The following is a 14,185-nucleotide window of genomic DNA, read 5'->3' as shown; positions in this document are numbered from 1 at the left end:
TCGGGTCGTAGGTGAGACTCGATGAGTGGCCGTCAGCAGGTGAGCACTATCTCAGCCGGAGTCGTTGAGCTCTGTTGTCAGACCGTGCCCCTGCTGGTTGGCCGGGAGGCCGGACTGCTGATGGGATGGCGTGCCCGCCGGGCAAGACAGGCGTGAGCACTGGATCCATTAGGGCGCGAGCTGTGTCTTCCGCAGGCCACATGTTGATGGACGTCGAGAGGCTGGAGAAGCGGGTGCTGTTCGTCGGCGATGACTGGGCCGAAGATCACCATGACATCGAAATCCAGGACGGAACGGGTCACAGGCTCGCCACCGCCCGGCTGCCGGAGGGCGTCGAGGGGATCGCGAAGCTGCACGCCCTCATCGCCCGGCACGGCGGCGAGGACCTGGAACCCGGACAGGTGGCAGTCGGCATCGAGACCGACCGCGGCCCGTGGGCCCAGGCGCTGATCGCCGCCGGCTACCTGGTCTACGCGGTCAACCCGAAGCAGGCCGCCCGGTTCAAGGAGCGGTATACCACCTCCGGGGCCAAAAGCGACAAGGGCGACGCCCACGCGCTGGCGGACATGGTCCGCATCGACCGCGACCAGCTGCGGCCGATCGCCGGGGACAGCGACCAGGCCCAGGCCGTCCGCGTGGTCGCCCGCGCCCACCAGACGCTGATCTGGGAGCGCACCCGCACCTTCCAGCGGTTGCGGAGCACCCTGCGCGAGTACTTCCCGGGCGCGCTGACTGCCTACGCCGGTCTGGAGCTGACCAGCACCGACGCGATGGAACTGCTGATCAAGGCCCCCACGCCCGAGACGGCGGCGAGGCTGACGAAACCGCAGATCACCGCGGTCCTGGCCCGGCACCGTCGCCGCAACCGGGACCAGAAGGCCGCCGCGATCCAGGCCGCATTACGGGAGCCGCAGCTCACCGTCGCCGCGCCAGTGGCCGCCGCCTACGGTGCGGCAGCCACCGCGCACGCGAAACTGCTGATCGCCCTGAATGAGCAGATACAAGCACTCGAAGCCGAGGTGAGCGCGCATTTTCTCGCGCACCCGGACGCTGAGATCTACCTGTCGATGCCCGGCATCGGCGAGATCATCGGCGCCCGGGTGCTGGCCGAGTTCGGCGACGACCCTGCCCGCTACACCTCCGCCAAGGCCCGCAAGAACTACGCCGGCACCAGCCCGATCACCCGCGCCTCCGGCAAGGTCCGCTCCGTCCAGGCCCGCTACGTCCGCAACAACCGCCTCGCCGACGCGCTGCAGCGCCAAGCCTTCTGTTCCCTGCAGAGTTCACCCGGCGCCCGCCACTACTACGACAAACAGCGAGACCGCCACCTCGACTACAACCCCGCCCTGCGCCAGCTCGGCAACCGGCTCGTCGGCATCCTCCACGGATGCCTCAAGACCAGAACCCTCTACGACGAAGCGATCGCATGGTCACACCACGCGGACCATGCCGCAGCTTGACACCGCTACGGCATGGGATGTCTGACAGCTCGTCGGTGTACCGGGCGAGGGCGTCCTCGGCCGTGGGGACGGGGCCGAACAGCTGCTCCTGGCGGCGGGGGTCGGCGACGTAGCGGCCGGTCTCGAACCAGTGGAACATCGCGGCCATGTCCTTGATCAGGGGCATGAAGCGGCCGGCGACGGCTCCTGCGGCGCGGGCGACAGCGGACGGGACGGCCCACACCTTGATCTTCTTTCCGGCCCGGCTGCCCATCACGTCGGCCACCTCCCGCATGCTGACCGGACGGTCCCAACCGATGTCGATCCGCTCACCGGCCTCGGCCTCGGCGTCGACCGCGGCTGCCAGATACGCCGCGAGATCGGAGGTGTGGACGAAGGTCAGCGGGACGGTGGCCTTGCCGATCCACACCATGCGGCCCTTGTCGACCGGGTCGCCCGCCATGCTCGCGACCTGGTCGAGGAACGCCCCCGGGCGCAGGGCGACGAACGGGACGCCGAGCTGTTCGAGCTTGTCCTCGGCGAGCTTCTTGTGCCAGAAGTGCGGGACTTGGGGCGTCTGGTCGCTGGTGAGGATGCTGGTCAGGACGAACCGCCGGATGCCGGTGCGGTGGGCGGCCTCGGCGAGGTTGGCGTTGCCGACGGTGTCGATGTCGTGCGCGTTCTTGCCGCCGCGGGTGTAGCCGGCAGCGGTGGTGATGACGGCATCGGCGCCGTCCATGGCGGCGACGAGCGAGTCGAGGTCGAGCATGTCGCCGCGGGCGATCTCGACACCCCGCCTTTCGAGCCTGCTCGCGTCGGTGGTCGGCCGGACCAGAGCGCGGACGTTCTTACCGCGCCCCAGCAGTTCGTCGACGACCTTGCCCCCGAGGGAACCGGTCGCGCCGACGACGAGGACGGGGAGTGTGGTGGTCATGGGAGTCTCACTTTCCATCAGGTCAGTAGTGGGGGGATTAGGTGACCGAGGCAGTGGTGGCCGCGGACGCGGGCGCCGTCGGCCCGGGCCGCCCAGGGGCTGGCCTGTGGTGGGCGGATCCGCGGTGCGGGCCACCGCCGGCCTGCAGGAGCTTGCCGAGGTCCAAGGCGACCCGGACGCGGGTGATGCGCCCGTCCTCGATGCGCGGCCGGCCGGCGACAGGATGGGCTCGCCGTCCCTGCGGGGGTGTTGCCCTGCCCCGGATGAGTTCCGTCCTGCCTCCACCGGGACAGCTCGCGCTTGCCCCGGACGTTGAGGCCCCGCTCAGCCCCGTTCTCCCTGACATCCGGGGGTGAGCGGGGGTACCGCCACATCCGCCGGCTCGGCTCACCGGGCTTCTTCCGACAGTTGGGGAGGCCGGCTCCGTTCAGCACGGGTCTTCATGAGCCGAGTGCGCTGCAGCACTGTCCACTTCGCAGGAACGCCGGAAACGAAGCGCACTCCAGGCCGGAACCGGGGTGCGGGCCCAGAGGAATTACTCGGAATCTTCCCGTGGAACAGCGCGGCCGTTGATCGCGTCGGCGATGGCGTAGGCGGTGCGGACGAAGGACTCTGCCTGCTGCGCCGACAGGTTCACCGCGGAGGTCTCCTCCAGGGCCCGCCACATGGCTGCCAGGGGCTCGCGCATGGCACGGCCCTTGTCGGTGAGGTGGACGACCATGACGCGCCGGTCGTGTGCGGCCGGCTCCCGCACGAGCAGGCCGGCGTCCTGCATGCGGCGTAGGGACTTGGAGACGGTGGAGTGGTCCAGGCCGACGCTTTCGAGCAGCTCGGACTGGGTCTGGCCGTCCCGGTCGAGGAGTTGCATGAGCAGCAGTTCCTGTCCGGGATGCAGGTCCATATCGCGGAGCATGGCGGCGGCGCGGGCGCGGTGAGCGCGGGCGAGCTGGAAGATCGCGTAACTCATCGGCCCCTCGCTGGCCGTAGAGGGGGTGCGGTGGGTGGAGGCGGGCATGATGCGGTTCCTCAGACGGTGTGGGTGGGGTAGTCGGTGTAGCCGGCCACTCCGCCGCCGTAGAAGGTCGCCGGGTCGGGGGTGTTCAGCGGCGCGTCAGAGCGTAGCCGCTCGACCAGGTCCGGGTTGGCCAGCGCGAGGGCGCCGACGGAGACGAGGTCGGCGGTGCCGTTGTCGACGTCCTTGGCGCGGGTGGGCAGGTCGGTGCCGGCCCGGTTGAGGATCAGCGTGGTCGGCCACAGCGCGCGCAGGGTGCCCAGCAGCTCCTCGTCGCCCGCGTGCATCACGTGGAGGTAGGCGAGGCCGAGCGGGCTCAGGGCGCGCAGGAGCGCCGGATACAGCTCGGCGGTGTCGGACTCGGCGATGTCGTTGTAGGGGTTGCCGGGGGAGATGCGCAGGCCGGTGCGGTCGGCGCCGATCTCGTCGGCCACGGCAGCGGCGACCTCGACGGCGAAGCGGATGCGGTTGTCGAGGGAACCGCCGTAGCGGTCGGTGCGCTGGTTGGTGTTCTCGGCCAGGAACTGGTGCACCAGGTAGCCGTTGGCGCCGTGGATCTCCACGCCGTCGGCGCCTGCCGCGACGGCGGCCGCCGCGGCGCGGCGGAAGTCGTCGACGGTCGCCGCGACCTCCTGCGTCGACAGCTCGCGGGGCGTCGGCATCTCCTGGGGCCCGGACGCGGTGAACATCGCACCCTGCGGCTGGACCGCCGAAGGGGCGACCGGCCGGCGGCCGTGGGGGGTGTTGTCGGGGTGGGCGATGCGTCCGGTGTGCATCAGCTGGATGACGATCCGGCCGTCGGCGGCATGCACGGCGTCCGTGACCTTGCGCCACCCGGCGATCTGATCGTCATTGTGGATGCCGGGGGTGAGGAGGTAGCCCTGACCGTCGGCGTTGGGCTGGGTGCCCTCGGTGATGATGAGCGCGTGCGAGGCCCGCTGGGCGTAGTACTCGGCGTTCAGCTCGGTCGGTACGCCTTCGGGTGTGGAACGGTCACGGGTCATGGGGGCCATGACCAGGCGGTGCGGGAGGGAGATGTCGCCGACGGTGGTCGGTGTCCACAGGGCGTTCAGCATGAGAGGTCCTTCGGTGCGGTGATGATCGAAACAGGGGGAGAGGCGGGCGTGATCAGTCGACGGTGAGGACGAGCTTGCCCCGGACATGCCCGGCGTCGCTGACCTGCTGGGCCGTGGCGGCCTCGGCGAGCGGGTAGGCGGTGACGGTGGTGACGACCTTGCCGGTCGCGGCGTCCTGGGCCAGCTCGGCCAGGCCGGCGGCGGAGCGTTCCCGGGGACTGCTGGAGAAGGTGATGCCGAGCTGGTGTGCGCGGAAGTCGGCGATGGTGACGATGCGCTCGGTGCCACCCCGCAGGGTGATGGAGTCCTCCAGGGCTCCCTTCCCGGCCAGGTCGAACACCGCGTCCACGCCGTCGGGGGCGAGTGCCCGGACCCGCTCGACCAGGCCCTCGCCGTAGAGGGTTGCGGTGGCACCGAGCGAGGTGAGGTAGTCCTGGTTGGCGGGGCCGGCGGTGCCGATGACGCGCGCTCCGCGGGCCGTGGCCAGCTGGACCGCCAGGGTGCCGACCGCTCCGGCCGCGCCGTGCATCAGTACGGTCTCCCCGGCGACGACGCCGAGCAGGTCCAGGACCCGCTCGGCCGTCTCGCCCGCCGTCGGCAGCGCGGCGGCGTGCTGCCAGTCGAGGCCGGCGGGCTTGGGGGCCACGGTGGTGGCCAGCGCGTACTCGGCGTACGAGCCGGTGTCCGACCAGCCCAGCACCTCGTCGCCCACCTGCACGTCCCGCACGCCTTCGCCCAGGGCGTCCACCACGCCGGCGAGCTCGCCACCGGGGACGGCGGGGAGCGGCGTGGGGAAGGCGGCCTCCATGGCCCCGGAGCGGATCTTGCCGTCCAGCGCGTTCAGCCCGGCCGCCTTGACGCGGACGCGGATCTGCCCGGAGCCGGGCTGCGGGACCTCGATGTCCGCCTCGTGCAGCACTTCCGTGCCGCCGAAACGGTCGAACAGGATGGCTCTCATCACGACTCCTCTCGTGCCACCACCCATTTAGGTGGCTGGACACATAATCAACGTAACAGCAAACGTGTGGCTAGCCAAGTATTTGCTGTCGATGTTGAAAAGGATCAGTCCAGAAGGGGGTGCGGGCGATGGTCCTGGCCTCTGTGTTCATCGCCTCGCCTCGCCGAGTTGCGGAAGCGGCAGCACGCCACGCGGGTCCAGGTTGCCGAAGCCGTGGGTGTCACCCAGGCTCGCGTCTCGCGCATCGAGAAGGGTCAACCGGAGCGCAGGGAGGTCGACGCCCTCGCTGCCTACGTCGAGGCGCTCGGCGGCAAGTCGAAGATCGTCGCTGACTGCGGTGATGAGATCTACGTCCTCGGACCGCCGGCTTGGCCGGGTTCGGCAAGCACGACGTGGCAGGCCGCCGTACTCCGTGGGCAACCTGCCACGTCCGCCGACGCAGCCAACCGCCCACGCCAAGACCCGCCCCGACTTTCAAGACGGTGTCCCTGACAGGGGAAGGGAAATCCGCCGCGCCCACTTTGGAGCGCCCTCGATGAGCAGGGGAGAGTGCCGCTGAGCGGGCTGGGCTTGTGTATCCGGGGCGGCGGTGTCGGGACACAGCTGGGACGCAAGGATAGGAACAGATCGACAAAGGCGGAGGGGACGAGGCATATCGCACCCCGCCTGACCAGCAAAAACGTCATGAAACGGACGCTGCTCGGCAAGGACCGCCAAGATCCCCAAAGGACTCATAATCCGTCGGCCGTGGGTCCGAGTCCCACCCGCCCCACCACTCGCTACGCGAGAAGAACCGTTTCCATCTGCGGAAACGTCACTGCCCTGCAGGCAGTCGCAGCGTTCACCCCGCGGCCGCCACGCCGCCGCCCCGTACGCCCTCTCCCATGGCTTCGATCAAGACCGGCCTGGGCCCGTCCGGGGCCCCTCTCGCACGGTGGTGTGGCGGGTCGGCGGCACACGCACGGGGCGGTGCTGTGGAGACGCCTCCGACCGGCCTCATCAAGGCAGGTCGGAGATGTCGGTGTCCGAAGGAAGCCGGAGCCCGGGAGGCAGTGCCCGCAGGCCGAACCGGGGAGGACGGGTGAAGTCGCCCACTTGAGAGAAGTCGACGGTGCCGCCGCTGAAGTGGGCGGGCGGCGCCGTGCGGTAGATGGAAGGGAGGTGGCGCTCACCGAAGTTCACGGTGCTGCCGGTGAAGGTCGCGCCCGTGAAGTCGATGGAGCCGGCGGAGAACTCGGCGCCCTCGAAAGGGATGTCGCCTGCGGCGAAGGAAGCCTCTCGGAAGTTCACATGAGCGCCGGTGAAGCGGGCGCTGTCGAAGGTGACCCAGCCGCCGCTGAAGGTGGCACGGTTGAAGCGGACGTTGCCGCTGCGGAACTCGGCGAGCCGGAAGTAGACGAAGGCGCCTTCGGCGAAGTCGGCCTCGTCGAAGATGATCTGGTCGGTGCCGTTGGCGGCGAAAAGGGTCTTGACGAAGAGGATGTCGCCTCCGGTGAACCGGGCGCCACGGAAGTCGGCTTCAGCAAGGACCGCGCCGGTGAAGTCCAGGTCGTGTCGTAACCCTGCCAGGACGCGGGCGCACCGTCGCGCAGGTGGGCGGCTATGAGTCCCAGCACCGTCACGCGTACTTCCCGCTCGCGCTGCCACGATGCCAACGCCTGATCGTCGGCGGGGGGATCGGGAGCATGTGGCATTCTCAGGTAGCCGCACAGCACGTCGACGCACATCTGGCGTTCCTGCGGCCACTCATCGGCAAGCCGCGCCATCGCATACGCACCAGCCATGCGTACAGCCGGCTGGTCTGCCCCGAGTTGTTCGGCTGCGGCGCCGAACCGTTCGATCAGTGCCTTGTCGTACTCGCGGGCGTCGGTGGCCTCGCTGAGGTGCTGGCGCCGGTAGGCGACCACGAGTGCGACCACGCCGCCGACGCCTGCGACAACGGCCAACGCGATCTTGATGGCGTTGTATGTGTCGCTGGGTTCGAGCGGACCGGATACCCGCACTCGAGGTGCCCCCAGCATCAGCCACAGCAGTCCTAGGACCGTGATCGCTGCGGTCGCGGCCAGAACCAGTACTGCCGCGATATGCAGGCCCAGTGGCCAGCGTAAGACCCCGCGCGGAGGCGGACTCGAGTTCCTGTCACCGGCAGTCAATTGTCGATCCCGTCGCCAAGAAGCGACCTCATCAGGCCCCCTCTCCTTCTGGTGACCAGCGTGGCGTGGCGTCTCCCCGCGCACCAGATCGCACCCCGGCCTGAGCCTGGCCTCGCTCAGCGGCGTAGTGAACCCGTCCTGTCAGCACGCGGTCCTGGCCGAATGCCGTTGGCCAGGGGCATCGGGGTCTGTCCAGGCCCGGCTTGCGGTCTCTACCGTGAGGGTGTCCCGTCTTCTTGTGTGAGGCCGCTGCGGGCCGGGCGCGGCCGTGGGCCGGGTCCGGGAAGGAGAACGGTTGCATGACACCTCCCTCTGCGGGTGCGCACGACGTGCCGGACGCCGCGGCGGACCGGAGGGCGGCCGCCGTCACCGAGGGCCTGTCCCTGCTCGACGAGGCTCGTCACCCGGCCGCCGAGGCGGTCGCCCTGCGCCGCGCTCTGCATGGCAGCCCGGAGCTGGGCCTCGACCTGCCGGACACCCAGCGCCTGGTGCTGGACGCGCTCGACGGCCTCGGGCTGGAGATCCGTACCGGCCGCGCGCTGTCCTCCGTCACCGCGACCCTCACCGGGCCGGACGACGGCCCGACGATCCTGCTACGGGCCGACATGGACGCGTTGCCGGTCACCGAGGAGACCGGCCTGCCGTTCGCCTCGCGGACCGCGGGGCTCATGCACGCCTGCGGGCACGACGCCCACATGGCGATGCTGGCAGGCGCCGCACGACTGCTCGTGGGCCGGCGTGACCGGCTGCGGGGCAGCGTGGTGTTCATGTTCCAGCCCGGCGAAGAGGGGGACCACGGCGCCCGGCACATGATCGAGGAGGGGGTGCTGGAGGCTTCGGGCCGTAAGGCCGACGCGGCCTTTGCCCTCCACGTCCATCCGAACTTCCCGGCCGGAGCACTGCGGTTGCGCCCCGGGCCACAGATGGCGGCCTCCGACCGCTTCCGGGTCCTGGTGCGCGGCCGGGGCGGTCACGCGTCGGCGCCGCACACCGCCTGCGATCCCGTACCCGTGGCGTGCGAGATCGTGCTCGCCCTCCAGTCGATGGTCACCCGCACCCTGTCCGCCGAGGACAGGGCCGTGCTCAGCGTGACCCGCCTGGCCGCGGGCACGGCCACGGGCGTCATCCCCGACACCGCGGAGCTGGCCGGCACCCTGCGCACGGTGTCGGAGCCGACGCGGCGCAGGCTGCACGACGCGATCGCCAGAGTCGCCCACGGTGTGGCGGCGGCTCACGGAGCGACCGCCGAGGCCGTCGTCGAATCCGGGTATCCGGCCACCGTCAACGACGCCGGCTTCACCGACTTCGTTCTGCGTACCGTCACCGACGCGCTCGGCGACGAGGCAGCCGACATCCTGTCGGCCACACAGATGACGGCGGAGGACTTCTCCTACGTCCTCCAGGCCGTGCCGGGCGCCCTGGCCTTCCTCGGCGCATGCCCACCGGACCTGACCCCCGATGAGGCCCCCTCGCTGCACTCGCCTCGGATGGCCATCGACGAGGACGTGATCGCGACGGGCATCGCCTGTCACGCCGCCGTGGCCCTGGCCTTCCTGTCCCACGGCGAACCGGAGCAGCCCGGACGGTGACCGCCCCCGACCGCGAGTGGCCGGGCCGGAGCAACGGCTCGATCCGTCGCCTCAGTCGCCGAGCAGGGCCCCCGTGGCCAGTCCCGCGGTCACGGGGTGGGACGGTGCGGTGAAGAGCTGTGCGGTGGGGCCCGACTCGACCAGCCGGCCCTCGGACATGACGGCCAGGGTGTCCGTGCGGTCGGCGACGAGGCGTAGGTCGTGGCTGACCAGGACGAGGGACAGGCCGCGGCGGGCGCGAAGGTCTGTCAGCAGGTCCATGACCGCGACGGTGGTGTCCGCGTCGAGCGCCGAGGTGACCTCGTCGCAGAACAGGACGTCGGGGTCGGCCGCCAACGCGCGGGCGATCGACACGCGTTGACGCTGGCCGCCGGAGAGTTCGTGGGGGTAGCGGTCGGCGAAGGCGGCGGGCAGGCCGACCTGGTCCAGGAGTTCCAGGACGCGGTCGGGGACCTCGGCCCGCGTGGCCCGGCGGTGCAGGAGGAGCGGGCGGCGCAGGGTGGCTCCGACGGTGCGGCTGGGGTTGAGGGTGCCCAGGGGGTCCTGCGGGACGAGTTGGAGGCGGCGGCGCTGGTCGCGGGAGCGGCCGTGTGCCGTGGGGGCGAGGCGGGTGCCGTCCAGGCTGACGGTGCCGGCGGTGGCGCGGTGCAGGCCGACGAGGGTGCGCAGCAGGGTCGTCTTGCCGGAACCGGAGGCTCCGACGACGCCGAGGCTGGTTCCGGCGGCGAGGGTGAGGTCGATGCCGTGCAGCACGGGGACGCGACGGCCGCGGTGGAGGTGGGCGGCGTGCAGGCCGGACGCGGTGAGGGTGGGCGGGCCGTCGTGCGTCGCCTGTTCGCGCGGGGCGGGTGCGGGGCGCGCCGGGTCCGTGGGGCGGGGGCCGGTCAGGTCCACGACCTCGTCGGCGAGCCGGGTCACCAGGTCCGGGTCGTGGCAGGACAGGCCGATGGCTATGCGGTGGTTTTCCGCGAGGTGGCGCAGGAGATCGGCGATCTCGTCGCGCAGTGCCGGGTCGAGTCCGGCCGTGGGTTCGTCGAGGAGGAGGACGGCGGGGCGGCGGGCCAGGGCGCGGGCGAGTGCGACCCGGCGTTGCTGGCCGCCCGACAGACCGCTGATACGGCGGTCCGGCAGGCCGTCGTCGGTGGGCAGGCGTACCTCGGCGAGCTGTGCCCGTACTGCCTCGGGGCTTTTGTCCACGGCGACTTCGGTGAGCAGGTGGCGCACCTTCATGCGCGGGTTGAGGGCGGAGCCGGGGTCCTGGCCGACGTAGGCGAGGCGGTGGCGGCGCAGGGTGCGCAGGGCTGCCGGCGGAAGGGCGAGGGGGTCCTGGCCGAGGACGGTGATGGTGCCCGTGGTGCGCTCGGTGCCCGCGGGCAGGGTGCCTGTCACGGCTCGCAGCAGTGTGGTCTTGCCGCAGCCGGAGGGGCCGACGACGGCGGTGATGCGGCCGGGGACCAGTTCGAGGTCGGCCCGGTCGAGGAGGAGGCGGCCGTTCGGGGCCGTGATCGTCAGGTCGCGGACCCGGACGGCGTTCGCTCCGTCCGCCGCTCGGCTGTCGGAGTACCAGTGGGGCATGTGGTTCACAGTGCGGGTACCGCCTTCCGGCCGGTCGTGGGGACGAGGGCGGCGGCCGCCAGATTGACGCTCATGGCGAGCAGTCCGATGGCGATGCTGGGGGCGAGGACGGCCCAGGGGTTGAGGACGATGCCGGCGGAGTTCTCGCGGATCATCAACGCCCAGTCGGCGGCGGGTGGTTGGGGGCCGACCTGGAGGAACCCGGCGGTGGCGACGAGGTACACGGCGGCGACGAAGCGCAGCCCGAACAGCGCCAGCAGGGTGGCCCGCAGGTTGGGCAGCACCTCCCGGACCACCAGGTACCCCAGCCGCTCGCCGCCGACGGCCGCCGCCTCCACGTACCCGGACGCGGCCACGGGCGCGGCGGCGCCGGCGACCAGGCGCACCGCGTATGGGACGCCGAGCACGACGGACGCGGTGACGACGGCGAGCCGTCCGCCGTCCGGCCAGGACAGGGTGACCAGCAGGATGCCGAGCACGGCGGGCAGCAGCATCAGCACGTCGGCGGTGCGTTCGACGACCCGCCCGACGGCCGGGCGCAGGGCGCTGACCGCGCCGAGGACGGCGGCCACCGCGGTGACCAGGACGGCGACGAGGAGTGAGGTGACGACGAGTTCGCGTCCTCCGGCGAGTACGCGGCTGAGCACGTCCCGGCCCAGCTGGTCACCGCCGAGCGGGGCGTCGCCGCCGGGTTCCGCGTACGGCGCGACGACCGGGGCGTCGATGGCGTGCGGGGCGAGCCACGGTCCGGCCAGAGCGAGGGCGGTGAGCAGCAGGGCCGGGAGCACCCGGAGGACGGTCCGGCGGCGGCCACGGCGCGGTGGCGGGGCCGCCTTCGCGACAGCGGCTGCGGCGGTCGAGGTCATGTCCGGCCTCCCGAGGCCCAGGCGCGTACGAGGTCGGCGAGCAGCAGCACACCGGTGATGACGGCTCCGGTGACGGCGACGACCCCGGCGATGACGGGGCTGTCCCGGTCGGCGACCGCTCCGGCGAGGACGGAGCCGATGCCGGGGTAGTTGAAGATGGTCTCCACCACGACCGCGCCGCCCAGCAGCATGCCGGTGGAGGTGGCGATACCGGCCGCGATGGTGGGCAGGGCGCCGGGCAGCAGATGGTGGGTGAGGACCCGGTGCCGGGGCAGTCCGTCGAGTACGGCGGTCTCGATGTGCGGAGCCTTGGCCTCGTCGGCGAGGGCCGCCCGGACGATCCTGGTGTTCCAGCCGATCTGCGGGATGGCCAGGGCGAGGACGGGCAGCACGAGCATCTCCCAGGAGGCGGGCGAGCCGTCGGCGTCGGTCAGGGTGACGGCGGGCAGCCAGTCGGTCCACAGCGCGAAGACGAGGACGAGGGCCACGGCGACGACGAACTCGGGCAGCGCGAGGATGCCGGTGGCGCTCGCCGACACCCCCCGGTCGAGGGGTCCGCCGGGCCTGGCCGCCGCCCAGCAGCCGAACGCGACCGAGGCGACGAGGGTCACCAGCAGCGCGAGCCCGCCGAGCAGCAGGGTGTTGGGGAACGGGTGGGCGAGCAGGTCCGCGACCGGTTCCCCGCGTGCGGAGGTGCCCAGGTCGCCGGTGGGCAGGCCGGTCATCCAGTCCCAGAACCGTTCCGCCACCGGCCGGTCCAGGCCCAGCAGATGGCGTCGCGCGGCGAGGTCGGCCGCGCTCTCGCCGCGTTCGGAGGTGGCGTCGGCCGCGTCACCCGGAAGCAGCTCCACGGCGGCGAAGACGGCGGCGAGCAGGACGGCCAGCAGGAGGATGCGGTGCGCGAGGACACCGGCCGCGTACAGGGCCGTACGCAGCACAGCGGGAACCGGCCGGGGCCCGGAGGCCGCGGCCGGTTCACCCCGGGTCAGCGAGCCAGCCATGCCTGCTCGAGCTGGACGCGCCCGTAGCCGGGCAGGGTGGGCAGGTCGCGCACGGCCGCGCCCGCGAGGTCGATACCGTCGGCCATGCCCCACAGCAGATAGCCGGACGCGTCGTACTCGATCTGCTGGAGCTCGTGGAGGACCTTGGCGCGGGCCGCCGCGTCCTTGGTCGCCATCGCCTTCCGGTACGCCGCGTCGAACTCCTTGTCCTTCCAACCGGCCTCGTTCTGACCGGAGTCGGACACCATGGTCTTGCTGGCGAAGAACACCACGGAGTCGTTGGTGCCCCAGTAGGTGGTGTACAGGTCGCCCTTGAGCCAGGTCTTGTCCCAGAACGTGGCCGACTCCTGCTTGACCACCTCGACCTTGACCCCGGCCTCGCGGACCTGGGAGGCGAAGAGGGTGGCCGACTCGGCGAGGCCCGCGATGTCCTCGGTGGTGAGCAGCTTGTACGTCTTCGACGTGTCGAAGCCGGCTTCCTTCAGCAGCTGCTTGGCCTTGGCCAGGTCGCGCTTCCGCTGCGGGATGTCCTTGGCGTAGGCGGGGTCCCCGGTGCCGAGGATGTCGTTGGCGACGGTGCCGTAGCCGGACAGCACCTGCTTGACCATGGCCTCGCGGTCCACGGCCAGCCGCAGCGCCTCGCGCACCTTCGCGTCCGCGAACGGGCCGTCGGTGGTGCGCATGACGACCGGCATCGCCATGTCGTTGGGGCGGCGCACGATCTGGATGTCGTCGCGCTTCTCGGCCGTGCGGGCCGCGACCGCGCCGACGTTGGAGGCGACGTCGATCTGCCCGGCCAGCAGGGCGTTGGCCATCGCCTGCGGGCTCTCGAAGATCTTCACCTCGATGGCGTCGAGGTACACGTCGCCGCCGTACCAGTCGTCGTTGCGGACCAGGCGGGCATTGCCGGAGCGGAACCAGTCCAGCTTGAAGGGGCCGGTGCCGGGTGCCTTGCCGAGGTCGGCGTCCTTGGTGTCCTTCTTCAGGACGAACGTCGTCAGGCGGGTCAGCTGGGGCAGTTCGGCGTTGGCGTAGTCGGAGACCAGGACGACGGTGTCGTCGCCCTCGGCCTTGATGTTCTCGGCCTTGATGCCGGGCAGCCGGGAGGCGCCGGCGGGGGTGTTGCGCAGCCGCTTCAGCGACCACACGACGTCGGCGGCGGTGACCGGCGTGCCGTCGTGGAACTTCGCACCCTTGGCGAGAGTGAAGCGCCAGGTCTTGAGGTCGTCCGACGCCTGCCAGCTCGCGGCGAGGCGGGGGACGGTGTTGGGCTTGGTGCCGGGGACGGTGAGGGTGTCGTGGACCAGCGAGATGATCAGGTAGTCGCTCTCGTTGGCCTGACTGCCGTGCGGATCGCGGGTGATGGCCGAGGCGCGGCCCAGGGCACCGACTCGCAGGGTGCCGCCGGGCCGGGGCTTCTCGTTCGCCTTCGCCGGCGACTTGGCCGAGGTCTCGTCACCGCCGCCGCAGGCGGCAAGCAGCAGGGCCGCGCCTGTTCCGCCGCCGGCCCACAGCACTTGTCGTCTGTTCAGGTTCACGTCGTACGACCTCGTTCCACTCACTTGGGGCAGATTGCTTAGGT

Annotated in this window: 12 protein-coding genes; 3 read left to right on the top strand and 9 right to left on the bottom strand. The window is 71.4% G+C overall.

Annotation, left to right across the window (positions count from 1 at the left end; genetic code table 11):
* The first annotated feature begins 233 nt into the window (after positions 1-233).
* Positions 234-1,460 (top strand): IS110 family transposase, encoded by a 1,227-nt coding sequence (locus ABIE67_RS15660; protein WP_370268639.1) that lies wholly within the window; start codon positions 234-236, stop codon positions 1,458-1,460.
* On the opposite strand, the gene ABIE67_RS15655 is transcribed toward ABIE67_RS15660, so the two are convergent.
* The 4 genes from ABIE67_RS15655 to ABIE67_RS15640 all read right to left on the bottom strand — a co-directional run bounded on the left by ABIE67_RS15655 (position 1,393) and on the right by ABIE67_RS15640 (position 5,419).
* Positions 1,393-2,373: an SDR family oxidoreductase gene (locus ABIE67_RS15655; RefSeq protein ID WP_370257495.1), complete on the bottom strand. Its 981-nt coding sequence runs from the start codon at positions 2,371-2,373 to the stop codon at positions 1,393-1,395. The two genes, ABIE67_RS15660 and ABIE67_RS15655, sit on opposite strands and share 68 nt — an antisense overlap.
* 535 nt (positions 2,374-2,908) lie before the next feature.
* On the bottom strand, positions 2,909-3,388 hold the full coding sequence (locus ABIE67_RS15650; protein ID WP_370257492.1) for a MarR family winged helix-turn-helix transcriptional regulator: 480 nt from the start codon (positions 3,386-3,388) through the stop codon (positions 2,909-2,911).
* An 11-nt stretch (positions 3,389-3,399) separates the two neighbouring features.
* Positions 3,400-4,461: an alkene reductase gene (locus ABIE67_RS15645; protein ID WP_370257490.1), complete on the bottom strand. Its 1,062-nt coding sequence runs from the start codon at positions 4,459-4,461 to the stop codon at positions 3,400-3,402.
* Positions 4,462-4,513: 52 nt separating this feature from the next.
* Positions 4,514-5,419, bottom strand: a complete 906-nt coding sequence (locus ABIE67_RS15640) for an NADP-dependent oxidoreductase (RefSeq protein ID WP_370257487.1) — start codon at positions 5,417-5,419, stop codon at positions 4,514-4,516.
* On the opposite strand from ABIE67_RS15640, the gene ABIE67_RS15635 reads away from it, so the two are divergent.
* Complete coding sequence (locus ABIE67_RS15635; RefSeq protein WP_370257485.1) at positions 5,372-5,911, top strand: helix-turn-helix domain-containing protein; 540 nt, start codon at positions 5,372-5,374, stop codon at positions 5,909-5,911. The genes ABIE67_RS15640 and ABIE67_RS15635 overlap by 48 nt on opposite strands.
* Positions 5,912-6,418: 507 nt before the next feature.
* Here the strand turns inward: ABIE67_RS15635 and ABIE67_RS15630 are convergent.
* On the bottom strand, positions 6,419-7,066 hold the full coding sequence (locus tag ABIE67_RS15630) for a pentapeptide repeat-containing protein (RefSeq protein ID WP_370257482.1): 648 nt from the start codon (positions 7,064-7,066) through the stop codon (positions 6,419-6,421).
* A gap of 805 nt (positions 7,067-7,871) precedes the next feature.
* Here ABIE67_RS15630 and ABIE67_RS15625 point away from each other — a divergent pair.
* On the top strand, positions 7,872-9,161 hold the full coding sequence (locus ABIE67_RS15625) for a M20 family metallopeptidase (RefSeq protein WP_370257479.1): 1,290 nt from the start codon (positions 7,872-7,874) through the stop codon (positions 9,159-9,161).
* Between the two features lie 51 nt (positions 9,162-9,212).
* Here ABIE67_RS15625 and ABIE67_RS15620 read toward each other — a convergent pair whose 3' ends face one another.
* Genes ABIE67_RS15620 through ABIE67_RS15605 form a run of 4 tightly spaced genes read right to left on the bottom strand, consistent with a single transcriptional unit; the run spans position 9,213 to position 14,141 of the window.
* The gene (locus ABIE67_RS15620) at positions 9,213-10,745 is read right to left on the bottom strand and encodes an ABC transporter ATP-binding protein (protein ID WP_370257476.1); all 1,533 of its coding nucleotides are present in this window, start codon (positions 10,743-10,745) and stop codon (positions 9,213-9,215) included.
* Positions 10,742-11,602, bottom strand: a complete 861-nt coding sequence (locus tag ABIE67_RS15615) for an ABC transporter permease (protein WP_370257473.1) — start codon at positions 11,600-11,602, stop codon at positions 10,742-10,744. The genes ABIE67_RS15620 and ABIE67_RS15615 overlap by 4 nt, the downstream gene beginning before the upstream one ends.
* Complete coding sequence (locus ABIE67_RS15610) at positions 11,599-12,603, bottom strand: ABC transporter permease (protein WP_370257470.1); 1,005 nt, start codon at positions 12,601-12,603, stop codon at positions 11,599-11,601. Before ABIE67_RS15610 ends, ABIE67_RS15615 begins: the two co-directional genes overlap by 4 nt.
* Complete coding sequence (locus ABIE67_RS15605; RefSeq protein WP_370268637.1) at positions 12,588-14,141, bottom strand: ABC transporter substrate-binding protein; 1,554 nt, start codon at positions 14,139-14,141, stop codon at positions 12,588-12,590. The genes ABIE67_RS15610 and ABIE67_RS15605 overlap by 16 nt, the downstream gene beginning before the upstream one ends.
* Positions 14,142-14,185: the final 44 nt, after the last annotated feature.

This window comes from Streptomyces sp. V4I8 (assembly GCF_041261225.1).
Taxonomy (GTDB): Bacteria; Actinomycetota; Actinomycetes; order Streptomycetales; family Streptomycetaceae; genus Streptomyces.
This window is presented reverse-complemented; position numbering and strand designations above follow the sequence as displayed.

Excerpts from the sequence above, each read along its gene's own strand:
- ABIE67_RS15655 (WP_370257495.1), bottom strand. The coding sequence starts at position 2,373 with ATGACCACCACACTCCCCGTCCTCGTCGTCGGCGCGACCGGTTCCCTC.
- ABIE67_RS15650 (WP_370257492.1), bottom strand. The coding sequence starts at position 3,388 with ATGCCCGCCTCCACCCACCGCACCCCCTCTACGGCCAGCGAGGGGCCG.
- ABIE67_RS15645 (WP_370257490.1), bottom strand. The coding sequence starts at position 4,461 with ATGCTGAACGCCCTGTGGACACCGACCACCGTCGGCGACATCTCCCTC.
- ABIE67_RS15640 (WP_370257487.1), bottom strand. The coding sequence starts at position 5,419 with ATGAGAGCCATCCTGTTCGACCGTTTCGGCGGCACGGAAGTGCTGCAC.
- ABIE67_RS15625 (WP_370257479.1), top strand. The coding sequence starts at position 7,872 with ATGACACCTCCCTCTGCGGGTGCGCACGACGTGCCGGACGCCGCGGCG.
- ABIE67_RS15615 (WP_370257473.1), bottom strand. The coding sequence starts at position 11,602 with ATGACCTCGACCGCCGCAGCCGCTGTCGCGAAGGCGGCCCCGCCACCG.
- ABIE67_RS15610 (WP_370257470.1), bottom strand. The coding sequence starts at position 12,603 with ATGGCTGGCTCGCTGACCCGGGGTGAACCGGCCGCGGCCTCCGGGCCC.